The sequence below is a fragment of the Streptomyces sp. NPDC001617 genome (assembly GCF_053596855.1).
Genome location: NZ_JBSFHA010000008.1, coordinates 162,931 through 186,195, shown reverse-complemented (window position 1 = coordinate 186,195; position 23,265 = coordinate 162,931). Strand labels below are relative to the sequence as shown.

The window sequence follows — 23,265 nt, the reverse complement described above, 5'->3', positions numbered from 1 at the left end:
CTGGAGATACGCGCGCGAGGCGTGAGCGGACTAGGCTCCCCGGCATGTCTCCGGCCAAGAAGCGCGCCCGTACCTACGACCCGGTCAGGACCCGCGCCGCGGTACTCGCCCAGTTCGGGAACGTACGGGAGGCGGTGGCCGGGTTTACGCCCGAGCACCTCGCGCTGCCGACCCGGCTCGGCGACTGGACCGTACGGGAACTCGTCGCGCACATCGGTGGGGCGCTCTCGGCGATCGGCCGCTTCCTCGACCGGCCGGAGCCGGGCAGACAGGGCGCCACCGTGCTCGACTGGCCGTTCGCGACCTCCGCCGACGCCGATGCCCTGGCCGGCCTCGCGCACCGGCTCGCCGATCGGAACCCGGACCTGGACGCCTACCTCGCCGAGATCGAGCGGAGCCTCGTCGGGCACCTGGACGCGCACCCCGGCGCCCGGCTGCTCGACACGAACGCCGGGGCGATGCCGCTGGCCGAGTACCTCGTGACCCGCACCGTCGAACTCGTCGTCCACACCGACGACCTGAACGCAGCCGTACCGGAGCTCGACGTGCCGTACGACCGCCAGGCCCTCGCCGCCTGCACCCGGCTGCTCGCCGATGCCCTCGCCGTGAAGGCCCCCGGCGGTTCGACCGAGGTGCGGATTCCGCCGTACGCCGTCGTGCAGTGCGTGGAAGGGCCGAGGCACACCCGCGGGACGCCGCCGAACGTCGTCGAGACCGATCCGCTGACCTGGATCCGGCTCGCGACCGGGCGGGTGGCGTGGAAGGACGCCGTGGCGGAGGCCAAGGTCGCGGCCAGTGGCGAGCGGGCGGATCTGGGCGGGCTGCTGCCCGTCATGAGCTGAGCGCTCATGCCGCCGGGCGGAACCGGGCGTCCGCCCCTCCCGTCCCATCCCCATGGACAAACAGCGACTCACCCTCGCCGTCCTGACAGTGGTCCCGCTCGCGATGGCGTGCGCCGGCCCGGACGCGGATGTCACCCCGCTGCTGGGCACCAAGTGGACGGTCACCTCACCGAACGCCGGCAAGCAGGCCTATCTGACCTTCGACGCGAAGACCCACAAGGTCGGCGGCCGGCTCGGCTGCAACTACGTCAACGCGACGGCGACCGTACGCAGCGGACACATCACCCTCGGCCGACCCCTGACCACCCGAATGATGTGCGACGCCTCACTCATGAAGACCGAACGGACCCTGCTCGGCCTCTTCGGCCACACGGTCGGCTACCGAGTCGATCACGACACCCTCACTCTGACCAGGGAAAACGGGCCGACGGTCCGCGCCTCCGCCGCCAAGTGATCCACTACTGGTGAGTAACCCCAATTCGGACCAGTGGTCGATCTCGCCTACACTCGGGGTCGTGCCACGTGGTGACGGTCGACTCAGTCATGATCTGCTCCCCGGCGAGAAAGGCCCCCAGGACGCTTGCGGCGTCTTCGGAGTCTGGGCTCCCGGTGAAGAGGTCGCCAAGCTCACTTACTTCGGGCTCTACGCCCTCCAGCATCGAGGCCAGGAATCCGCGGGTATCGCGGTCAGCAACGGCTCCCAGATCCTCGTCTTCAAGGACATGGGCCTTGTCTCCCAGGTCTTCGACGAGACTTCGCTCGGTTCGCTCCAGGGTCACATCGCGGTCGGACACGCCCGCTACTCGACCACCGGCGCCTCCGTGTGGGAAAACGCCCAGCCGACGTTCCGCGCCACCGCGCACGGCTCCATCGCGCTCGGCCACAACGGCAACCTGGTCAACACGGCCCAGCTCGCCGAGATGGTCGCCGGCCTGCCGAAGAAGGAGGGCGGCCGCACCCCTCGTGTGGCGGCCACCAACGACACCGATCTCCTCACGGCCCTGCTCGCCGCCCAGGAGGACGCGGACGGCAAGCCCCTGACCATCGAGGAGGCCGCCCACACGGTCCTCCCGAAGGTCCGCGGCGCCTTCTCCCTCGTCTTCATGGACGAGCACACCCTCTACGCCGCCCGCGACCCGCAGGGCATCCGCCCGCTGGTCCTCGGCCGCCTGGAGCGCGGCTGGGTCGTCGCCTCCGAGTCCGCCGCCCTCGACATCTGCGGCGCGAGCTACGTCCGCGAGATCGAGCCGGGCGAGTTCGTGGCGATCGACGAGAACGGCCTCCGTACCTCCCGATTCGCGGACGCGAAGCCCAAGGGCTGTGTCTTCGAGTACGTGTACCTGGCCCGCCCCGACACCGACATCGCCGGCCGGAACGTCTACCTCTCCCGCGTGGAGATGGGCCGCAAGCTCGCCAAGGAAGCCCCGGTCGAGGCCGACCTGGTGATAGCGACTCCGGAGTCCGGCACCCCGGCCGCCATCGGTTACGCGGAGGCCTCGGGCATTCCGTTCGGCGCGGGTCTGGTGAAGAACGCGTATGTCGGCCGTACGTTCATCCAGCCCTCGCAGACCATTCGCCAGCTCGGCATCCGCCTGAAGCTGAACCCGCTGAAGGAAGTCATCAAGGGCAAGCGCCTGGTGGTCGTGGACGACTCGATCGTCCGCGGCAACACCCAGCGGGCGCTGGTGCGCATGCTTCGCGAGGCGGGCGCGGCGGAGGTCCACATCCGGATCTCCTCGCCGCCGGTCAAGTGGCCCTGCTTCTTCGGCATCGACTTCGCCACGCGCGCGGAGCTGATCGCCAACGGCATGACCATCGACGAGATCGGCACCTCGCTGGGCGCCGACTCCCTGGCGTACATCTCCATCGACGGCATGATCGAGGCGACCACCATCGCCAAGCCGAACCTGTGCCGCGCCTGCTTCGACGGCGAGTACCCGATGGAGCTGCCGGACCCCGAGCTGCTCGGCAAGCAGCTCCTGGAGACCGAGCTGGCCGCGGGTCCCGCAGCCACGGCCGCGGCCGACGCGATCCGTCGCCCGTAAGCCTCGTAGAAACCAACCCGAAAGATCCCAGGCAATGTCTGAGACTCCTGTCACCGGTGCTTCCTACGCGGCTGCCGGCGTCGACATCGAAGCGGGCGACCGCGCCGTAGAGCTGATGAAGGAGTGGGTGAAGAAGACGCAGCGCCCCGAGGTCCTCGGCGGCCTCGGCGGTTTCGCCGGCCTCTTCGACGCCTCCGCCCTCAAGGGCTACGACCGCCCCCTGCTCGCCTCCGCCACGGACGGCGTCGGCACCAAGGTCGACATCGCCCGTCAGCTGGGCGTCTACGACACCATCGGCCACGACCTGGTCGCCATGGTCATGGACGACATCGTGGTGTGCGGCGCCGAGCCGCTGTTCATGACCGACTACATCTGCGTCGGCAAGGTCCACCCCGAGCGGGTCGCCGCGATCGTCAAGGGCATCGCCGAGGGCTGTGTGCTGGCCGGCTGTGCCCTGGTGGGCGGCGAGACGGCCGAACACCCCGGTCTGCTCGGCCCGGACGACTTCGACGTCGCCGGCGCCGGTACGGGCGTCGTGGAGGCCGACCGGCTGCTGGGCCCGGATCGTATCCGGACGGGTGACACGGTGATCGCCATGGCGTCCTCCGGGCTTCACTCGAACGGGTACTCGCTCGTCCGGCACGTCCTGCTGAACCAGGCGGGCCTGTCGCTGGACGCGCGCATCGAGGAGCTCGGCCGTACGCTCGGCGAGGAGCTGCTGGAGCCGACCAAGATCTACTCGCTGGACTGCCTGGCGCTGACGCGCACGACGGACGTCCACGCCTTCTCGCACATCACGGGTGGCGGTCTGGCCGCCAACCTGGCCCGTGTCATCCCGGACGGCCTCCACGCGATCGTCGACCGCTCCACCTGGACCCCGGACCCGATCTTCGACCTGGTCGGCAGGACCGGTCAGGTCGAGCGCCTGGAGCTGGAGAAGACCCTCAACATGGGCGTCGGCATGATCGCGATCGTGCCGGAGGAGTCGACGGACGTGGCGCTCGCGACCCTGGCGGACCGGGGTGTCGCGGCATGGGTGGCCGGCGAGATCACGGAGCGCGGCGAGCACGCGACGGGCGCCGAGATGGTCGGCGACCACGCATAGATCCAGCGTCGAGTCCCGCCCTGAATCCAGCCCCTCCGGCGTTTGAGGAGCGGGGTCCGGGGCGGAGCCCCGCCACGGCAGCATGAAACCCGGTCCGGTGCAAAGCTCCGGACCGGGTCAGAGCGGCCAGGCCGCTACAAGCATTACGCGCCGCGGCGATGTTGTGACGACGGACCGGACTCGTCGTCCTCGTCCTCGTCGTCGTTGTACAGATCCGCGTACTGGGCGTACGGGTCGTCTTCCTCGTCGTCGTCCTCGAACGGCTCGCCATTCGGCGGCTGGCTCGAAGTCGAAGCGCCCAGCTCATTGGCCAGACGCGACAGGTCAGTCCCGCCGCTGCTGTACTTCAGCTGGCGGGCGACCTTCGTCTGCTTGGCCTTTGCCCGGCCGCGCCCCATGGCTCGACCCCCTCGGATACGGGGCTCGGTGGCCCCAGAGTCTTGACACGCGTTCATGATCTGGAACGGACTCTCATTTGAGAGACCGGTCCGTAGGGCTTCCACGGTACCTGAGCCCGCGCCCATACGGTACGTCGCCCGCAGGACGTGACCGCGCCCAGGGCCCTCGGGGCGCCCTGTCCCCGCTGGTCAACCGCGATTTTAACCACTTCTTGGCAGGCGACCCGCCGACGAACGTGAGAGTTCTCTCTAAGTGCCCGCCGACGGGTACCGGTCAAACGTCCGGACGCCCGGAATCTCTCCCGGAATCAGAGCGCCGGGCGTCCCGCACGTCCTTCGCTCATCCTCTGTTCGGCGATCCGGTCGGCCGCCGCGGCCGGCGGAATCCCGTCCGCCTTCGCACGTGCGAATATGGCCAGCGTGGTGTCGAAGATCTTCGCCGCCTTGGCCTTGCACCGGTCGAAGTCGAAGCCGTGCAGCTCGTCGGCGACCTGGATGACACCGCCGGCGTTCACCACGTAGTCCGGCGCGTAGAGGATCCCGCGGTCGGCGAGGTCCTTCTCGACGCCCGGGTGGGCGAGCTGGTTGTTGGCCGCCCCGCAGACGATCGTCGCGGTCAGCGCCGGCACGGTGTCGTCGTTCAGGGCCCCGCCGAGCGCGCACGGGGCGTAGATGTCGAGGCCCTCGGCACGGATCAGGGTCGCGGTGTCGGCGACGGCGGTCACGCCCGCCGGGTGGGCCGCGAGGATCCGGCCCACGGCCTCCTCGCGCACGTCCGTGATCACGACCTCGGCGCCCTCGTCCCGCAGGTGCGTGACGAGGTGGTGGCCGACCTTGCCGACGCCCGCGATGCCGACCCGGCGGCCGCGCAGCGAGGGGTCGCCCCACAGGTGCTGGGCGCTGGCGCGCATGCCCTGGTAGACGCCGAAGGCGGTGAGGACGGAGGAGTCGCCGGCGCCGCCGTTCTCCGGGGAGCGCCCGGTGGTCCAGCGGCACTCACCTGCGACGACGTCCATGTCGGCGACGTACGTACCGACGTCGCAGGCGGTCACGTACCGCCCGCCGAGGGAGGCGACGAAGCGGCCGTAGGCGAGGAGGAGCTCCTCGCTCTTGTCCCGGTCCGGATCGCCGATGATCACGGCCTTGCCGCCGCCGTGGTCGAGACCGGCCATGGCGTTCTTGTACGACATTCCGCGCGCGAGGTTGAGCGCGTCGGCGACGGCCTCCGCCTCGGTGGCGTACGGGTAGAAGCGCGTACCGCCGAGGGCGGGGCCCAGAGCGGTGCTGTGGATGGCGATGACGGCCTTCAGGCCGCTGGCACGGTCCTGGCAGAGCACGACTTGCTCATGTCCGCCCTGGTCCGAATGGAACAGGGTGTGCAGTACATCAGCAGGTGCGCCGGTTACGTCGGTCACTGTGGTGACTCCTGAAGTAAGTAGCGGCGGGGTGGAGACCAGTCCCCGTGCGGGTGGCGGGGCCTGTGAGGACGAGATTAGAGCCTGGGAGCCCCGTCATCCCCGCAGTGCTAAGGATCACTCACGGCCCAGGTGCGTCCGTGCGACGATTTGCATAGATTTCCCGCGCGTTTGTGAGCGGGTTCGGCAGGTTATCCCGGTGGTGGGCGGGGGAGGGAGCAGGCGTGCCCAAGGTGTCCTCGGTGATCGTCCCGTACGCGACGTACCTTCGCGTCTACGAACCGCTGGCCGCCTTCCCGGAACCGGAGCGCACCCACTGGGCGCGCTACGCCCGCCGCCCCGACCGCCCCTCCTACCAGGACGAACTGCGTCGTTCCCTGGCCGACTTGGTGCCCACCCCGCCCATCCCGGTGCCGGTGCAGGAGAGCAGTGACGCGTTCGTGCTCGACGTGGACGGCGTGGTGTGCGTGTGCCCGTGGCGCACCCGGCTGCGCGGCTGGCAGGCCCTCCAGGAGCTGCCCGACGAACTTCCCAAGGCCGTCCTGAACGCCGCCCTGCCCGAGTTCGTACGGCGCCAGGCGACCTACGACTACGAGCGCTGGCTGGTCCGCAACCCGGACGCCCGCCCCTGGATCCGCACGGCCACCTGGCAGGTGCCGCTGCACTGGTTCGTGCTGGTCGCGGACGAGGAGCGGCGCTTCGACAAGGGCTCCGGCGAGATCCCGCCGATGCTGCGCTACCGCACGCCGATGGTGCAGGCCCGGCGCCGGGTGGCGCGGGGCCTGCGGGCCCTCAAGGACTCCATCGACGAGGGGCCGCTCATCGACGGCCTGGTGGACGTCGGGCGCTGGCTGGAGGAGTTCCACCCGCGGTCGCTGGTCGAGCTGGACTACGGCGGACTGGTGCACACCCTGCCGGCCGGCGAGCTCGAGGACGATCACTCGGCAGCCGACGTCGCCGAGGGCATCGAGGCGCTGCGGCACGGGGACGGGGCGGCGGCGGGCGAGGCGTACGCCCGGCTCGTGGAGCGCTGGCGGTCGGTCAGGGACCGGCGCTCGGCGAACTGAGCGGGCTTCGAGGTGCTCTGGAGGGCTCCGCGTACCCCCAGGTAACGAACTGGCGTTTGACGAATCGCCCGTTTTGGGGTTTCGTCCTGCCACCGGGGTTCCTGAGGTTTCGTCAACATCGGACGTACGCCCCGATCCGGGCTTATGTGTCGAGCGTGACGGAACGCACGTACCCGGCCCTTGCGTCGCTTGCCCCTCCTCATGCCAAAATAGGACAAGGAGTCCGGGGAGGACTCCACCCGTATTGCACGCTTTGGGGGGTCTGTTGACTCCTGCACGCCACTGTGACTGATCGTCACAGTGGCGTGACTGTCCGCTATGGCATGGTCCATCGGCTTCCGTCGCTGATGAACACCTGGAGGGCAATTCCATCGGTTTGGCCGACGCGGCTGGACAGATGGTGTAGTTGTAGTGCCGAGGACAAGCCGTTCGTCCTATAACCGACTCGACTCGCGTCCGCCATTTCGGGCAACGCGGGTCAAGGTGCAGAATTTAGAGGAAAGAACCGAGAAGGTTCGGTTCTCCCGAGGAGGCCGCTCATGACCGCTCGCACCCCTGATGCCGAGCCGCTGCTGACCCCGGCTGAGGTCGCCACCATGTTCCGCGTGGACCCGAAGACGGTCACGCGGTGGGCGAAGGCCGGAAAGCTCACTTCGATCCGTACGCTCGGCGGGCACCGCCGCTACCGCGAGGCGGAGGTCCGTGCACTGCTGGCGGGCATCCCGCAGCAGCGCAGCGAGGCCTGACAACTCCATATCAGGGCAAATCGGCAGGTCCCCCAACTGCGCCGAGGTGCCCGAACCCTAGCTCCAAGCGACGCGGGTTCTGCCCCAACAGAGCCCACGCCCAAGCCCTTCGGGGCTTCCCAGGCAAGTTGTGAACAGGGTGCGTCGTTGATCGCGCTGGACTCCGCCGGGTCCAGCGCGATCTTTTTTGTGCGCGTGGAGTGCCGGATCGGTGGCCCTGTGAGCGGGCTTGTCGGAGTCTGGGGAGGGGTGTCGCCTCTCCTGCGGGCAGGCGCTCCAGGAGGGTGCAATTGCACATATTAAATTGACCAGTTGTAGGTGAGCTGTAAGTACCGCGGTTTCAGAAACTCATGCGGTGACACCCGTCACATGCCGCAGTCCTTGTTGCTGCCGGTGTCCATGCGCTAAGAGAGGCGCGCGTTCCACCACCCCACAGCGGTACGGCTGTTGAGAGCCGCCGGAGGTCACGCACCGGCAGGACTCTCGTCCTCGACGACGTCTTCGGGCGCCTTGACGACTCCCGGCCCTCCGTCCATCGCCAGCCGCAGCAGGTGATGGCAGATCGGACAGTGGCGGGTCAGATGGCCGTACGACGAAGCAGCCGACAGATGCGCGCGGAGCAACGCCCGCGTCTCATGCCTCGCCGAACCCGCCATGCGCCACCTCCAGGGCCGCAGGGGGAATGGGCCCTGGTTTCTGGGTACCGGCGCGAGAGAAGGCCGTCAAGACGGCGTGGGGCGGCGGAGGGCGCTTGTGAACGCCGTAGAAGAAGTGTCGTACACGCAGGAAGCCCGGATCCGAAGATCCGGGCTTCCTGTCACTGCGGTCCTGACGGGATGTGCTGTACCCGATTGCGGCTGCGCCGCGGGCGCGGCCCCCACCTTGACAGGGTGGCGAGCGGGAGGTGGGGCATGAGAAAGGGCTCGCGCCCCTTGCCGGGGTGCGAGCCCTTTCCTTCTTGCGGTCCTGACGGGATTTGAACCCGCGGCCTCCACCTTGACAGGGTGGCGAGCACTCCAAACTGCTCCACAGGACCAGGTTTCGCGGCGCCATTCGTGCGGTGCGCTGCGAGAAGAGACTGTACAGGAGGGTGAGGGCGCTGGTCGAACTCACCCAGTGTGTGCGGGTGGTTACGGGGCCGCCGTGTCGATCGCCTTCACGATCCGCTTGTCCGAGATCGGGTACGCCGTGCCCAGCGCGTGGGCGAAGTAGCTGACCCGGAGCTCCTCCAGCATCCAGCGGATGTCCAGGACCGAGGAGGGGACCGGCCGGCCCTGGGGCAGCTGCTCCAGGAGCCACGCGTACTCGTCCTGCATCTCGTGGACCTTCTCCATACGGGTCGTGTCCCGCTGGACGTTCGTCGGCATCTGCTGGAGACGGCGGTCCGCGGCGACCAGGTAGCGCATCAGGTCGGCCAGACGGCGAAGCCCCGTCTCCGTGACGAAGCCGGGCTTCACAAGGGCGTCCAGCTGCTTCCGTACGTCCTGGAGGTTGGGAAGCAGCGCGGGGCTGCGTACGGCCTTCAGACGGCGTTCACAGGCCTGCCAGGCGGCAAGGACCTGCTGCACCTGGCCCACTGTGCGGACCGTCGCGTCGACGATCTCGGCGCGCACCCTGTCGTACAGCTTCCGATACGACTCCTCGTCCCACGCCGGCCCGCCGAAGTCCCCGATCAGCTTGTCCGCCGCCGCCGTCGCGCAGTCGTCGAACAAGCCCTGGATCGAGCCGTGCGGATTCGCGGACAGCGCCAGCTTCTGGGCGTTCGTCAGCTTCTCCGACGCGAACTTCGCCGGGTTCACCGGGATGTTCCGCAGGATGAGCCTCCGCGTGCCCTTCCACATCGCCTCCGCCTGTTCCGCCTCCGTGTCGAAGAGGCGTACGGAGACGGTGTCGCCGTCGTCCACCAGCGCCGGGTACGCCTTCACCGGCTGGCCGGCGCGGCGGGTCTCGAAGACGCGGGTGAGCGAGCCGATCGTCCAGTCGGTGAGGCCCTTGCGCTCCAGGGACTCGCCGCCCTGCCGCTCCGCGGTGGCGGCCGCGGCCTGCGAGAGGGCCTGGCGCGCCTTCGGCTTCAGCCGCAGCTTCAGCGCCTCCAGGTCCTTGTCCTCCGCCAGCTTGCGCCGCCGCTCGTCGACGATGCGGAAGGTGATGCGGAGGTGGTCGGGGATCTTGGACCAGTCGAAGTCGTCGGCCTCGAAGGGGACTCCGACCATGCGCTTCAGTTCGCGCGCCATCGTGACCGTCAGGGTTTCCTGGAGCGGGACGGCCGTGTCCAGGAACCGCTTCGCGAAGTTCGGCGCCGGCACGTAGTTGCGCCGGATCGGCTTCGGGAGGGAACGGATCAGCTCGGTGACGACCTCTTCCCGCAACCCCGGGATCTGCCAGTCGAAACCCTCGTCCGTGACCTGGTTGAGGACCTGGAGCGGGATGTGGACGGTCACACCGTCGGCGTCCGCGCCCGGCTCGAACTGGTAGGTGACACGGAACTTCAGCGGGCCCTGCCACCAGGAGTCCGGATAGTCGGCCTTGGTGACCGCCTCCGCCGACTCCCGGATGAGCATCTCCCGCTCGAAGTCCAGGAACTCCGGCTCCTCGTGCCGCTTCCGCTTCCACCAGGAGTCGAAGTGGGCGCCGGACACGACGTGTTCGGGCACCCGGGCGTCGTAGAAGTCGAAGAGCGTCTCGTCGTCGACGACGATGTCCCGGCGCCGGGCGCGGTGCTCCAGCTCCTCGACCTCGCTGAGGAGTCTGCGGTTGTCGGCGAAGAACTTGTGGTGGGTGCGCCAGTCGCCCTCGACGAGCGCGTTGCGGATGAACAGCTCGCGGGACGCCTCCGGGTCGATACGGCCGTAGTTCACCTTGCGCTGGGCGATGATCGGGACGCCGTACAGCGTGACCTTCTCGTACGCCATCACGGCCGCCTGGTCCTTCTCCCAGTGCGGTTCGCTGTACGTGCGCTTGAGCAGGTGCTCGGCGAGCGGCTCGACCCACTCGGGCTCGATCTTGGCGTTGACGCGCGCCCAGAGGCGGGAGGTCTCCACCAGCTCCGCCGACATGACGAACCGCGGCGGCTTCTTGAACAGCGCCGAGCCCGGGAAGATCGCGAACTTCGCGTTCCGTGCGCCCAGGTACTCGTTCTTCGCTGTGTTTTTCCCACCCTCCCCCCCGGCGTTCTTCACGTCCTTCATGCCGATGTGCGAGAGCAGACCGGCGAGGAGGGAGACGTGGACACGGTCGCCGGGGGCGTCCTCCTCGTTGAGGTGGATGCCCATCTGCTTGGCGACGGTGCGGAGCTGGGAGTAGATGTCCTGCCATTCGCGGATGCGCAGGAAGTTCAGGTACTCCTGCTTGCACATCCGGCGGAAGGACGACGAGCCGCGCTCCTTCTGCTGCTCGCGGATGTAGCGCCACAGGTTGAGGTAGGCCAGGAAGTCGCTGGTCTCGTCCTTGAAGCGGGCGTGCTGCTGGTCGGCCTGCGCCTGCTTCTCGGCGGGGCGCTCACGCGGGTCCTGGATCGAGAGCGCGGCTGCTATGACCATGACCTCGCGGACGCAGCCGTTCTTGTCGGCCTCCAGGACCATACGGGCCAGGCGGGGGTCGACCGGCAGCTGGGCGAGCTTGCGGCCGGTCTGGGTGAGCCGCTTGCGTACGTCCTTCTCCGCCGGGTCCAACGCGCCCAGCTCCTGGAGCAGTTGGACGCCGTCGCGGATGTTGCGGTGGTCCGGCGGGTCGATGAACGGGAACTTCTCGATGTCGCCCAGGCCGGCCGCGGTCATCTGCAGGATGACGGAGGCGAGGTTCGTACGGAGGATCTCCGCGTCCGTGAACTCCGGGCGGGCGACGAAGTCGTCCTCGGAGTAGAGGCGGATGCAGATGCCGTCGGACGTACGGCCGCAGCGGCCCTTGCGCTGGTTGGCGCTGGCCTGGGAGACCGGCTCGATGGGGAGCCGTTGGACCTTGGTGCGGTGGCTGTAGCGGGAGATCCGGGCGAAGCCCGGGTCGATGACGTACTTGATGCCCGGGACGGTGAGGGAGGTCTCGGCGACGTTCGTGGCCAGAACGATCCTGCGCCCCGTGTGCGGCTGGAAGACGCGGTGCTGCTCGGCGTGCGAGAGGCGGGCGTAGAGGGGCAGGACCTCGGTGAAGCGGTAGTTCTTCCTGACCAGCGCGTCGGCGGTGTCCCGGATCTCCCTTTCCCCCGAGAGGAAGACGAGGATGTCGCCCTTGCCCTCCCCCTGAAGCTCCTCGACGGCATCGCAGATCGCGGTGATCTGGTCCCGGTCGGAGTCGTCGCTGTCCTCTTCGAGGAGCGGGCGGTAGCGGACCTCCACGGGGTACGTGCGGCCGCTGACCTCGACGATGGGGGCGTCCCCGAAGTGCCGGGAGAAGCGCTCCGGGTCGATGGTCGCCGAGGTGATGACGACCTTCAGATCCGGCCTGCGCGGCAGCAGCTGGGCCAGGTAGCCCAGCAGGAAGTCGATGTTGAGGGACCGTTCGTGGGCCTCGTCGATGATGATCGTGTCGTAGGCGCGCAGCTCACGGTCGGTCTGGATCTCGGCGAGCAGGATGCCGTCCGTCATCAGTTTGATGAAGGTGGCGTCCTGGTTCACCTGGTCGGTGAAGCGGACCTTCCAGCCGACGGCCTCGCCGAGGGGGGTGTCCAGTTCCTCGGCGACGCGCTCGGCGACCGTACGGGCGGCGATACGACGGGGCTGGGTGTGCCCGATCATGCCGCGCACGCCCCGGCCGAGCTCCACGCAGATCTTCGGGATCTGCGTGGTCTTGCCGGAACCGGTCTCACCGGCGACGATCACGACCTGGTGATCACGGATGGCGTCCGCGATCTCGCTCTTCTTCTGGCTGACGGGCAGCTGCTCGGGATACGAGACGGCGGGCACGCGGGCACGTCGCTCGCTCATCCGCGCCTCGGCCTTGGCGACCTCCGCCTCGATCTCGGCCAGGACCGCGGCGCGCGCCTCCGGCTTGCGGATCTTGCGCGCGCCTTCGAGCCTGCGCCCGAGCCGCTGCGCGTCGCGCAGGGAGAGCTCGGTCAGGCGGGGAGCGAGAGTGCCGAGGGCCGGGGTACCGGGAGCCGGGGTGCCGGGGGCAGGGTGCGTAGACATACGCGATCCAGGATCTCATCCCCGGGAAATCCGTGGCGAACGATTTGTGCCCGGCCTACGGGGTCCGTGGCCCCGGAGTGACCGGAGGAGCCGCCGGCTGTCGCTGCTCCCGGGCCGCGCCGTCCCCGAGGGCGATCGACTTCGCCGTGTTCGATACGGCCTTGATGCCCAGGTAGGCCGTGGTCATGCCGCTCATGGCGGTGAAGGCGGCGGTGACGACGCCGACGATCACCGCCCTGTCGCCGTCGAGCCGCCAGACCCCCACGACCGCCACCACGGCGATCGCCAGATTGGTACCGATCACCGAGAACAGGCCGTACCGCGCCCGGCTCTTCTCCAAGGAGTCGTCCTGCACGCCCCTGGCGTCGTCCTGCTTCATGTTCCCCTGCCCCAGCCCTCCGCCGACCAGCCAGAACGTAGCGCCGGGCGGGCGCGCTGCCAAGCCGGTCGGCGTATTCGTACGGGTGTCTTGTACGGCTGTCACCGCACGTCGACGTAGTCCTCCCGGCCCTCACCCACGAAGTGCTTGCTGTCGGGGTAGAGGAAGACGGGCACCCAGGTGCCGTCCTGCTTGGCCGTGAAACCCTTGCTGAAGGAGCCGTTCGTCTTCGTGGTGACCGTGGCCATCAGGTACCAGGTCGACGTCCCCTTGGGCCGGAAGAGGATCTGCACCTTCTTGCCGCCGTAGGCGTTCCAGCTGGTGGCGCCGACCTTGTGTTCCTGGAGCACGCCCTTGACGGTGATCGTCCTGCCCTTGTACACGGGCTCGGGGGACGCGTTGGCGTCCTTGACCCGGGTGAGGGCGCGGTTGCGGCGGAGGCTGTTGCTGACGGTGCCCTTGATGTCCTTGGTGGTGGAGCCGGCGTAGCTCAGCCGCCAGTAGCCGTCGGTGTAGCCCGGCAGCCTGTCAGTGAAGTCATTGCCGAAGGCGACCTTGAGGGTCGTCTGGGTGGTCCAGCCCGTCTTGCCGTCGGCCGAGTACTGGATGTCGACGTTGGCCGAGTCGGGGCCGCCGCGGCCGGTCACGTCGAGGGTGCCGTTGATCGTCACCTGGGCGTACTTGTCCAGTGACGCCGTGAACGAACTGAACTTCGTCGTCGCCGTGGCCGCGACGGTGACGTCGGCGGTCGTGTGCACGATGTAGGGGTTGAACGGGCTCGTCGGGACGGAGATCTCGTAGACGCTCTTGGCGATGGACGCGGACAGCCCGAAGGAGAAACGGCCGTTCGCGTCGGTCGTCGTGTCGACGGGGCTGTAGGTGCTGGAGTCCTTTTCGTTCATCTCCACCGGGGTGCCGGTCAGCGGCCGCCACTCACCGTCGTACTGGTACTGGAGCGTGCCGGCGACAGTGATCTTGTCGCCGGTGGTGACGTGGAAGTCGCTCTGGTCGAGGACGAACCGGGTCGGCGCGGCCTGCGGCCAGACGTCGGCCGAGTCACTGGTGACGTAGCCGAGGTCGCCGCTGTACCTGGCGATGGCCCAGCCGCCCGTCGTCTCGCGGGAGGCGGAGAAATGGCCGACGTCGTCGGTGACGACGGGTGTGTCCTTGGCGCCGTTGTCGAACTGGACGTCCACATCGGTACCGGCCAGCGGCACCGTCTCCCGGGTGCGGGGGTCGCGGAGGACCAGGTCGCCGGTGGCGGTGGCCGTCCTGTGCTCGAAGTCCGGCTCGGTGGGCGTGACGGTGAAGTCGCTGAAGACGGGTTGCTTCGCGTAGTTCAGCGTGCCCGCGTTCTTCTGGACGGTGGTCTCGCCCGAGCTGTCCGTGACCTCGAAGTCGACCGTGTACTTGCCGAGGGCGTCCAGGTGGATGGGCTGGGAGGCCCAGACGCCGTCCCACGAGTAGATGTCGTACTTCTTCGTGAAGTCGGTGACGGTGGCCACCGGCGGGTCCGTGTCGCTGCTGCCGACCGGGCGGAGCATCGCGGTGATCTTGTCGATTCCGCCGCTGTACTCGAGGCGTACGTCGAGCACCGACCAGTCGCGCCCGTCGCTGTAGGCGTCTTTGACGGTCGTCCCCGCGGCATGGGCCGTACCGGGCATCGCAAGCGTGCCGACCAGGACGGCACCGGCCGTCACCAGCCCTCTGGCGATCTGTCTCAAGAACCCCCCTCAGGTTCCCCGCGCTCACTGTGAGCGACGACGAAGCCCCCCTCCGGAGATACCGGGAGGGGGGCTTCGTACTGGTGGCTGGGGCCGGGGTCGAACCGGCGACCTATCGCTTTTCAGGCGATCGCTCGTACCAACTGAGCTACCCAGCCACGAGGCTTCCGAGGAAGCCTCAGCGGTCCTGACGGGATTTGAACCCGCGGCCTCCACCTTGACAGGGTGGCGAGCACTCCAAACTGCTCCACAGGACCAAGCTTTGTGGGCGACCACCAGTGTCGCACACGGTTTCGCGTGCCCCCAACGAGATTCTTACAGCCACGCACGGCGAACTCGACGGGAACGAACGCTTTCCACGACTGTTGAGCTGCAGCACCGCCACCGAGGGGGTGCCCCCGAGTGACTGATCAAACGCGCTGTGGTTTGCCCGACGTCGCTGGAAAAGCGTATCAGAACGCGCCCCGTGCCTCCGCCGTCGGCTTCCTGGCCGGCCGCCCCTGTGGCGTGGCCGGCGCGGGCAAGAGGGTTCGGCCCGTGACGGCATGCGGTCATGGCACACGGGGGCCGCCGTATCCCGCCGACCGGCTCGTGCCGCCGTCCGCTCCCGTGGAACCGGCACTCCTCTGTCGTGAGGGCTGCGCACCGCCCGGTGTGGTGCGACCGCGGACCGTGCGTGCGTACATGCTCGCGACAGCGAGACCCAGGCCGACGACGGCGGCGGGGGCGGCCGGCGCCCAGCCCCCGCCGCCCCCGGAACCGGCAGCCACCGCCACGGCCGCGGTGACCACGGCGGCGACCAGGCCGCAGGCGAGGAGGGTGGCGAAGACGTACCGGGACAGGTCGTGGCTCCGGCCGTGCTGGGGCGGGCCGGGGTCCAGCGCCGCCCAGTGGCGGGCGATCTCCCGTATCTCGTGGTGGTGTTGTGCGGCGGCACGGATCCGCAGAGCAGCCGTGACGGTCGCACCCCCTGCCGCCATGACGTACACCGCCTGCCACACCCCGCCGACGAAGAGCAGTACGGCGATGGCCGCGAGGGTCGTCCAGCCGGTGAGGCAGGCCGCGGCCGCGGTACGGCGCGAGCGCGGTCGATCGGCTCCCGCGCGCAGGTCGGCGAGGGCCGGCAGGTACCAGACGCAGCCTGCGGCGGTCACCAGCGCGGTGCCCAGCCCGAGGGCGGGTTGGGACACGGTTCAGCCCACCTCTTCGAGTGCGGCGATCTCCGGGTGGTGCAGGTCGAACGCCGGGGACTCGGAGCGGATGCGGGGCAGGGAGACGAAGTTGTGGCGCGGTGGCGGGCACGAGGTCGCCCACTCCAGCGAACGGCCGTAGCCCCAGGGGTCGTCGACGTCGACCGGCTTGCCGTATTTCGCGGTCTTCCAGACGTTGTAGAGGAACGGCAGGATCGACATCCCCAGCAGGAACGAGCCGATGGTGGACAGGGTGTTGAGGGCGGTGAAGCCGTCGGCGGCCAGGTAGTCGGCGTAGCGGCGGGGCATGCCCTCGACACCGAGCCAGTGCTGGACCAGGAAGGTCAGGTGGAAGCCGACCGTCAGCGTCCAGAAGGTGACCTTGCCGAGGCGTTCGTCGAGCATCTTGCCGGTGAACTTGGGCCACCAGAAGTGGAAGCCGGCGAACATCGCATACACGACCGTGCCGAAGACCGTGTAGTGGAAGTGCGCGACCACGAAGTACGAGTCGGACAGATGGAAGTCCAGCGGGGGCGAGGCCAGGATCACGCCGGTCAGACCGCCGAAGACGAAGGTGATGAGGAAGCCGGTGGTCCACAGCATCGGCGTCTCGAAGCTCAGGGAGCCCTTCCACATGGTGCCGATCCAGTTGAAGAACTTCACGCCGGTCGGGACCGCGATCAGGAAGGTCATGAAGGAGAAGAAGGGCAGCAGGACCCCGCCCGTGACGTACATGTGGTGCGCCCACACCGTGACCGACAGCCCGGCGATGGCGATCGTGGCTCCGATCAGGCCCATGTAGCCGAACATCGGCTTGCGGGCGAAGACCGGCACCACCTCGGAGACGATGCCGAAGAACGGCAGGGCGAGGACGTACACCTCGGGATGGCCGAAGAACCAGAACAGGTGCTGCCACAGCAGGGCGCCGCCGTTGGCCGCGTCGAAGACATGGCTGCCGAACTTGCGGTCGCACTCCAGCGCGAACAGCGCGGCCGCCAGCACCGGGAAGATGATCAGTACCAGGACGCCGGTCAGCAGCACGTTCCAGGTGAAGATCGGCATCCGGAACATCGTCATGCCCGGGGCCCGCATGCAGATGATGGTGGTGATGAAGTTGACCGCGCCGAGGATGCTGCCGAAGCCGGACAGCGCGACGCCCATGATCCACAGGTCGGCGCCCAGGCCCGGTGAATGGACGGCGTCGGACAGCGGGGCGTACAGGAACCAGCCGAAGTCGGCGGCGCCGCCCGGAGTGAGGAAGCCGAAGGCGGCGATCGAGGAGCCGAACAGGAAGAGCCAGTAGGCCAGCATGTTCAGCCGGGGGAAGGCGACGTCCGGGGCGCCGATCTGCAGTGGCATGATCCAGTTGGCGAAGCCGGTGAACAGGGGCATCGCGAACATCAGCAGCATGATCGAGCCGTGCATGGTGAACGCCTGGTTGAACTGCTCGGTGGACATGATCTGCAGTCCGGGACGGGCGAGTTCGGCGCGCATCAGCAGTGCCAGCGCGCCGCCCACGAGGAAGAACGCGAACGCGGTGACCAGGTACATCGTCCCGATCTTCTTGTGGTCGGTGGTCGTCAGCCACTCCGTCCACGCCGGCCGGGCCGCAGGCCGTACCGGAGGTCCGGATGCCTCGTCCGCCACGGCGACAACGGCACGCGGTCGCGCGGTCCCCACCTGTTGTATCTCGTCCACCGGACGGCGTCCTCCCCATCGGCTGATGTCGTCGACGGGCCGGTCAGTGCCAGAAGTGCGGGAATGGACCTGGCCCTTCCCGGCCGCCGCCACATGATCAGCCGTGGGGCACCCGGCCCGGATAGGGTCCAACAGCCCCTGCCTGGGCCCGTCGATAGGGTCCAACGGCCCCTCTTCGCGCCGGTGTGCGGACGGGCGCACCTCACCCCGCACCGCGGCCGTACGCTGCTGGACACCGACCGTCCAGGAGCACCAGGACATGCCCGAATCACCACGCCCGACCTCAGCGCCGTCACGGTTGCGACTCGACGTGCCGGACCGGATGCACAGCCTCCTCGACGCCGTCACGAACATCGGCCGCGGCCTCGAACTGCCCCAGGTGCTCGGCAGTATCGTGGAGGCGGCGGTCGCCCTCACCGACGCCGAGTACGGCGCCCTCGGCGTGATCGGCGACGGACAGCGGCTGTCGCAGTTCCTGCCGGTCGGCATCGCCGACGAGCTCGCCGCCCGGATCGGCCAATCCCCTTGCGGGCGCGGCATCCTCGGCGAGCTGATCCGCAACCCGGTTCCCTTGCGCCTCACGGACCTGACGCGGCATCCGAACAGTTACGGCTTCCCCGAGCACCATCCGCCGATGCGCACGTTCGTGGGGGTGCCCATCCGTGTACGGGACGAGGTGTTCGGCAACCTGTACCTGACCGAGAAGCGGGGAGGGGCGGGATTCGACGCCGACGACGAGGCGGTCCTGGCCACCCTGGCCAACGCGGCCGGAGTCGCCGTCGACAACGCCCGCATGTACCACGACAGCCGACGCCGGGAACGCTGGCTCGAAGCTCTCAGTGAAATCACCCGCAGCCTGTTCGCCGGAACCCCCGTCCGTGAGGTGCTGCATCTGATCGCCCGGCGGGCGAGCGAGGTGGCCGACGCCGACCTGGCCGCCGTACTGCTGCCGGCCGACAGCGGCGGCGCCCGGCTCACGGTGGAGGTGGCGTACGGCCGCGATGCCATGGGGGTGCCCCCGCTCGAGCGAAGCAGAGAGCGGGGGAACGTCGAGGGAGCGGTCCTGCCCACGCAGGATTCAGCGGCATATCCGCTCGGCGGCAAGGGGCACGCGGACGCGTACGGTCCCACCGTGGCGGTCCCGCTGCCTCTGGACGCCTCGGCCTGCGGCGCGCTGCGCCTGAGCCGGTGCGCGGGCCGCCCGGCCTTCGACGACACCGAGGTGGCCCTGGTCTCCCGGTTCGCCGACCAGGCCGCGATCGCCCTGGAACTGGCCCGGCGCCGCGCCGAGTCCGAGGAACTGGCCGTCCTGCATGAACGCGACCGCATCGCCCGCGACCTGCACGACCTGGCGATCCAGCGGCTCTTCGCCACCGGCATGACCCTGCAGAGCGCTTCCCGCATGATCGAGCGCCCCGATGCGGCCGAGCGCGTCGCTCGGGCGGTGAAGGACCTGGACACCACCGTCCAGATCATCCGCTCCACCATCTTCGAGCTGCGCTCGGCCGGGGACGACCGCGGCGGCCCGGGGCTGCGGCGCCGTATGCCCGAGACCGCCCGGCTGGCGGCCCAGTCGCTCGGCTTCAGCCCGGTCCTGCGGATCGACGGCCCGGTGGACTCCACTGTCCCCGCCGACGTGGCCGAACACGTCCTGGCGGTGACCGCCGAAGCCCTCAGCAACATCGCCCGGCACGCCGGCGCCCGCCGCGCGGACGTCGTCCTGAGCGTGCCGCCGGCCGGGGATGTCCTCACCCTCACGGTGACGGACGACGGAACGGGTACGGGTGTGCCAGGCGGCCGGCACACCGGAGGTCTGGCCAACCTGCGCTCCCGCGCGGAGCAGTACGGCGGGACGCTGACCGTCGAGTCCCCGGCACAGGGCGGCACCCGGCTCGTGTGGCGGGTGCCGTTGCCCCCCGACTGACCGGGCGCCGGTCTACCGCTCGGGCCCCCGCTGCTCCCGCAGTTTCCCGGCGAGCATCGCCGCCTGGATGCGGCGGCCCACGCCCAGCTTGGCCAGGATGGACGACACCCGGTTCTTGATCGTCTTCTCGGCGAGGAACAGCCGCTCGGCGATCTGGCGGTTCGTCAGCCCCTCGCCGATCAGCTCCAGGATTTCCTGCTCGCGCGGCGACAGCCGCTCCAACTCCGGTGAGACGGCGGGCGGTTCGGGCTCCGGCCGAGGATCGCGCAGCCGCGCCATCACCCGCGCGGCCGCCCGCGGATCCAGCAGGGACTCGCCGCTCGCCACCGTACGCACGGCGGCCACCAGGTCGGAGCCGTCGATCCGCTTGAGCACATAGCCGGCGGCGCCCGCCATGATCGCGTCGAACAGGGCCTCGTCGTCGTCGAACGAGGTCAGCATCAGGCAGGCCAGCTCGGGCATCCGGGCCCGCAACTCCCGGCACACCTCCACCCCCGCATGGTCCCCGCTCTCGCCCTCACCGAGCCGCACATCCAGCACCGCGACATGCGGGCGGACCGCGGGCACCCGGGCGAGCGCCTCCCGGGCGTCGGCCGCCTCCCCGGCCACCACGATGTCCGGCTCGGCCTCCAGCAGGTCACGCACCCCGCGGCGTACGACCTCGTGGTCGTCCAGGATGAACACCCGCAGAGGTGAGGCGGGTGAGGGGACGGGCTCGGTGCGCGTGTGTGCTTCCACGGAAGCCCAGCTTACGAGCCCGGCCGCTCCTCGAATGGGCGGGCCGCCTCGTCGTGCACGACGTCGGGGACTCCCTCGGGCCGGCGGGTGACCGCCGTGGTCGGCGCGAGCGCGGCCGGGGCGCCGAACACCGATCGGCTTTACGAACCCATTGAGGGCCCAAGAGGTCCCGCGGGACCCCGCATCCGTACTCCGGTCATGTGCGGGTTCCGAACCGGACAGGAGACACGGTGCTCGTTTCACGGAAGGCGGCGGGAACTCTCTTTCTGGGGGGTGCCCTCGCCATGACCCTCGGGTCGCTCCTCTATCCCGCCATGCTCGGAGTCCAGAAGGTCAGCAGCGCGGGCTGGCATTGCGCAAGGACACGACGAAGGCGGTCAAGACCGCGGGTGAGCACCTGATCGACGGGGATGCCTCGCTGGACGCCGCCTCCCGCAGGGTTGCCGGCCAGTTGGACATCACGCTGCCCAACCAGCCGTCGCCACAACAGCAGGGCTTCGTGGCCACGTTGAAGGCGGACGGCCGCAAGCAGTTCGGCACCGACATGGCCACCATCCTGCGCGCGACAGCAGGCCAGATCCTCTCCACGATCGCGAGCGTCCGCGCCACCACGAAGAACTCGCTGGTCCGCGCCCTGGCCGACCAGGCCAACAACACCGTCCTGGACCGCATCACGGTCCTGGAGAAGACCGGCCTGGTCGACTTCGACCGGGTTCTCCTCCAGGAGACCACCGCACCCAAGCTCCTGGCCCAGGACATGACCCCGCCGCCCCCGGTCGCGGGTCAGCCGCAGGTCGTCCTCACCCCGCCGGCGAACAGCACGGTCTCGCCGAGTCCGTCGGTGGGGTGAGAACACGGTCCGAGCGCGCCGGAGACGATCAGCAGCCGGGCGAAGGCGCGGGGGCGCCGGTCCACGGGCCCACGGTGGTCGACGAGTGGCTGCCGCCGCGCGGACCGCGGTCGCTGTTCGGCTCCGGTGCGACGCGTATGCCCTCACGCACCGCGCCCTGCGGCCATATGACCTCGACCGGAACGCCGTGCGCGCGGGCGTACGCCACCAGGTGCGCGGTGGCGTCCCGTCCGTTGGAGGGTGAGCCGTCCCACACGGCCAGCAGCTGCCGGCATCCCGCGATCATCCGTTCGTCCGCGCCGACGCACGCGTCTCGGTCGGCCGGGTCATATGCCAGCAGGCGCACCTGCTCGGCGAGGACCAGCAACTCGCCGGTCGCCGTCCGGTCACGCGTCGGCAGCAGCGCGGGCACCATCCCGTGCGTGGGCGTCACCACGACCAGCGGTCGCCCCGCCGCCCGCACCGCCCGCCCGAACGCCAGTGGCACTCCGGCACCCGCGCGCACCACGCCCGGCGCTCGTACGAACTGTTGCTCCAGCCGTGCCCGCAGCTCGGCCTCCACCAGCTTCAGCGTGTCCGGAGCCAGGTCGGCGTGTCCGACCGCCGTGATCATCGTCCCGCTCACCCTTCCGGCCCTATGGCGATCTCGCTCGCCCGTTCGTCCCGCACTGCACGGCCCCGCCCGCCCCGCCCCTGGTCGGGACCGCTGGACCGGGCCCAGGGGCGGAATCCAAGCGGCACGAGCGGGACCGCGGGATCAGTGAAGTCAGTGCGCCCGACCGGCAACAAGGGCCGAAAGGCCCTGGCAAAGAGCCGTGCCACCGGTTCACCGGGTATCGGCTGGGCCCGTACATGGGCGGAGTCGCGCGGTGCGGCCCCGTTGGAAGCCGTATCGCCCGTACCCTTCGTAGTGTCTATGGCGTCACATAGCGGGCGCCGAACACTGGAGGTAGTACCTCGTGCTGATTGCTCAGCGTCCGTCTCTGACCGAAGAGGTCGTCGACGAGTTCCGCTCCCGGTTCGTGATCGAGCCGCTGGAGCCGGGCTTCGGCTACACCCTCGGCAACTCGCTCCGCCGTACGCTCCTCTCCTCGATCCCCGGTGCGGCTGTCACGTCGATCCGGATCGACGGCGTGCTGCACGAGTTCACCACCGTGCCGGGCGTCAAGGAGGACGTCACCGACCTGATCCTCAACATCAAGCAGCTGGTCGTCTCCTCGGAGCAGGACGAGCCGGTCGTGATGTACCTGCGCAAGCAGGGCCCGGGTCTGGTCACCGCCGCCGACATCGCGCCCCCGGCCGGTGTCGAGGTGCACAACCCCGACCTGGTCCTCGCCACGCTCAACGGCAAGGGCAAGCTGGAGATGGAGCTCACGGTCGAGCGTGGCCGCGGTTACGTCTCCGCCGTGCAGAACAAGCAGGTGGGCCAGGAGATCGGCCGTATCCCGGTCGACTCCATCTACAGCCCCGTGCTGAAGGTCACGTACAAGGTCGAGGCCACGCGTGTCGAGCAGCGCACCGACTTCGACAAGCTGATCGTCGACGTCGAGACCAAGCAGGCCATGCGTCCCCGTGACGCCATGGCCTCCGCCGGTAAGACCCTGGTCGAGCTGTTCGGTCTCGCCCGCGAGCTGAACATCGACGCCGAGGGCATCGACATGGGCCCGTCCCCCACGGACGCCGCCCTTGCCGCCGACCTGGCGCTGCCGATCGAGGAGCTGGAGCTCACCGTCCGCTCCTACAACTGCCTCAAGCGTGAGGGCATCCACTCCGTGGGTGAGCTCGTCGCCCGCTCCGAGGCCGACCTCCTGGACATCCGCAACTTCGGTGCGAAGTCCATCGACGAGGTCAAGGCGAAGCTGGCCGGCATGGGCCTGGCCCTGAAGGACAGCCCGCCCGGATTCGACCCCACGGCCGCCGCCGACGCCTTCGGCGCCGACGACGACGCGGACGCGGGTTTCGTGGAGACCGAGCAGTACTGACGGTACTGACCGGTCGTTGCCGATGAGCATCCGCTCATC

18 protein-coding genes, 3 tRNA genes and 1 pseudogene are annotated in these 23,265 nt (G+C 69.3%); 9 read left to right on the top strand and 13 right to left on the bottom strand.

What is annotated here, in order from left to right; translation table 11 throughout:
* Nucleotides 1-44 precede the first annotated feature (44 nt).
* From ACWC09_RS09420 to purM, 4 genes are all read left to right on the top strand, one after another.
* Nucleotides 45-842, top strand: coding sequence for a sterol carrier family protein (locus ACWC09_RS09420; protein WP_450849943.1), 798 nt, complete (start codon nt 45-47; stop codon nt 840-842).
* A gap of 52 nt (nt 843-894) precedes the next feature.
* Entirely contained in the window at nt 895-1,296 is a 402-nt protein-coding gene (locus ACWC09_RS09415) for an META domain-containing protein (RefSeq protein WP_450849942.1), read from the top strand.
* Nucleotides 1,297-1,357: 61 nt separating this feature from the next.
* On the top strand, nt 1,358-2,887 hold the full coding sequence (purF, locus tag ACWC09_RS09410; RefSeq protein WP_450849941.1) for an amidophosphoribosyltransferase: 1,530 nt from the start codon (nt 1,358-1,360) through the stop codon (nt 2,885-2,887).
* Nucleotides 2,888-2,921: 34 nt separating this feature from the next.
* Entirely contained in the window at nt 2,922-3,992 is a 1,071-nt protein-coding gene (gene purM, locus ACWC09_RS09405) for a phosphoribosylformylglycinamidine cyclo-ligase (protein WP_450849940.1), read from the top strand.
* Nucleotides 3,993-4,135: 143 nt separating this feature from the next.
* Here the strand turns inward: purM and ACWC09_RS09400 are convergent, their stop codons facing one another.
* Together ACWC09_RS09400 and ACWC09_RS09395 are read right to left on the bottom strand one after the other, a co-directional pair.
* Complete coding sequence (locus tag ACWC09_RS09400) at nt 4,136-4,390, bottom strand: DUF3073 domain-containing protein (RefSeq protein ID WP_123990237.1); 255 nt, start codon at nt 4,388-4,390, stop codon at nt 4,136-4,138.
* A 308-nt stretch (nt 4,391-4,698) separates the two neighbouring features.
* Nucleotides 4,699-5,805, bottom strand: coding sequence for a Leu/Phe/Val dehydrogenase (locus ACWC09_RS09395; protein WP_450849939.1), 1,107 nt, complete (start codon nt 5,803-5,805; stop codon nt 4,699-4,701).
* A gap of 224 nt (nt 5,806-6,029) precedes the next feature.
* Here ACWC09_RS09395 and ACWC09_RS09390 point away from each other — a divergent pair, with 224 nt between their 5' ends.
* Together ACWC09_RS09390 and bldC are read left to right on the top strand one after the other, a co-directional pair.
* The gene (locus tag ACWC09_RS09390; RefSeq protein WP_450849938.1) at nt 6,030-6,872 is read left to right on the top strand and encodes a hypothetical protein; all 843 of its coding nucleotides are present in this window, start codon (nt 6,030-6,032) and stop codon (nt 6,870-6,872) included.
* Nucleotides 6,873-7,411: 539 nt separating this feature from the next.
* Nucleotides 7,412-7,618: a developmental transcriptional regulator BldC gene (bldC, locus tag ACWC09_RS09385; RefSeq protein WP_003949541.1), complete on the top strand. Its 207-nt coding sequence runs from the start codon at nt 7,412-7,414 to the stop codon at nt 7,616-7,618.
* Between the two features lie 464 nt (nt 7,619-8,082).
* On the opposite strand, the gene ACWC09_RS09380 is transcribed toward bldC, so the two are convergent.
* The 9 genes from ACWC09_RS09380 to ctaD all read right to left on the bottom strand — a co-directional run bounded on the left by ACWC09_RS09380 (nt 8,083) and on the right by ctaD (nt 17,732).
* Nucleotides 8,083-8,274 carry a DUF6274 family protein gene (locus tag ACWC09_RS09380; protein WP_450849937.1) on the bottom strand — a complete coding sequence of 64 codons (192 nt, stop codon included), beginning with the start codon at nt 8,272-8,274 and terminating at the stop codon, nt 8,083-8,085.
* A 305-nt stretch (nt 8,275-8,579) separates the two neighbouring features.
* Nucleotides 8,580-8,654: transfer RNA gene (locus tag ACWC09_RS09375), tRNA-Asp, on the bottom strand.
* A gap of 94 nt (nt 8,655-8,748) precedes the next feature.
* On the bottom strand, nt 8,749-12,741 hold the full coding sequence (gene hrpA, locus ACWC09_RS09370) for an ATP-dependent RNA helicase HrpA (RefSeq protein ID WP_450849936.1): 3,993 nt from the start codon (nt 12,739-12,741) through the stop codon (nt 8,749-8,751).
* Between the two features lie 55 nt (nt 12,742-12,796).
* Entirely contained in the window at nt 12,797-13,183 is a 387-nt protein-coding gene (locus ACWC09_RS09365) for a hypothetical protein (protein WP_450849935.1), read from the bottom strand.
* Between the two features lie 38 nt (nt 13,184-13,221).
* Nucleotides 13,222-14,844: a hypothetical protein gene (locus ACWC09_RS09360; protein ID WP_450849934.1), complete on the bottom strand. Its 1,623-nt coding sequence runs from the start codon at nt 14,842-14,844 to the stop codon at nt 13,222-13,224.
* An 81-nt stretch (nt 14,845-14,925) separates the two neighbouring features.
* Nucleotides 14,926-15,002 (bottom strand) — tRNA-Phe (locus tag ACWC09_RS09355).
* Nucleotides 15,003-15,026: 24 nt separating this feature from the next.
* Nucleotides 15,027-15,101: transfer RNA gene (locus tag ACWC09_RS09350), tRNA-Asp, on the bottom strand.
* Between the two features lie 294 nt (nt 15,102-15,395).
* A complete protein-coding gene (locus ACWC09_RS09345) occupies nt 15,396-16,034 on the bottom strand; it encodes a hypothetical protein (protein WP_450849933.1) in 639 nt (212 codons plus the stop codon).
* A 3-nt stretch (nt 16,035-16,037) separates the two neighbouring features.
* Entirely contained in the window at nt 16,038-17,732 is a 1,695-nt protein-coding gene (gene ctaD / locus ACWC09_RS09340) for an aa3-type cytochrome oxidase subunit I (protein ID WP_450849932.1), read from the bottom strand.
* Nucleotides 17,733-18,054: 322 nt separating this feature from the next.
* Here ctaD and ACWC09_RS09335 point away from each other — a divergent pair, with 322 nt between their 5' ends.
* Nucleotides 18,055-19,656 carry a sensor histidine kinase gene (locus ACWC09_RS09335; protein ID WP_450849961.1) on the top strand — a complete coding sequence of 534 codons (1,602 nt, stop codon included), beginning with the start codon at nt 18,055-18,057 and terminating at the stop codon, nt 19,654-19,656.
* Between the two features lie 12 nt (nt 19,657-19,668).
* Here the strand turns inward: ACWC09_RS09335 and ACWC09_RS09330 are convergent, their stop codons facing one another.
* Entirely contained in the window at nt 19,669-20,394 is a 726-nt protein-coding gene (locus ACWC09_RS09330; RefSeq protein WP_450849931.1) for a response regulator, read from the bottom strand.
* Nucleotides 20,395-20,624: 230 nt separating this feature from the next.
* Here ACWC09_RS09330 and ACWC09_RS09325 point away from each other — a divergent pair.
* Nucleotides 20,625-21,244, top strand: a pseudogene (locus ACWC09_RS09325) (DUF4142 domain-containing protein).
* Between the two features lie 28 nt (nt 21,245-21,272).
* Here the strand turns inward: ACWC09_RS09325 and ACWC09_RS09320 are convergent.
* Nucleotides 21,273-21,857 (bottom strand): hypothetical protein, encoded by a 585-nt coding sequence (locus ACWC09_RS09320; protein ID WP_450849960.1) that lies wholly within the window; start codon nt 21,855-21,857, stop codon nt 21,273-21,275.
* A 346-nt stretch (nt 21,858-22,203) separates the two neighbouring features.
* On the opposite strand from ACWC09_RS09320, the gene ACWC09_RS09315 reads away from it, so the two are divergent.
* Nucleotides 22,204-23,226 carry a DNA-directed RNA polymerase subunit alpha gene (locus tag ACWC09_RS09315; RefSeq protein ID WP_450849930.1) on the top strand — a complete coding sequence of 341 codons (1,023 nt, stop codon included), beginning with the start codon at nt 22,204-22,206 and terminating at the stop codon, nt 23,224-23,226.
* Nucleotides 23,227-23,265: the final 39 nt, after the last annotated feature.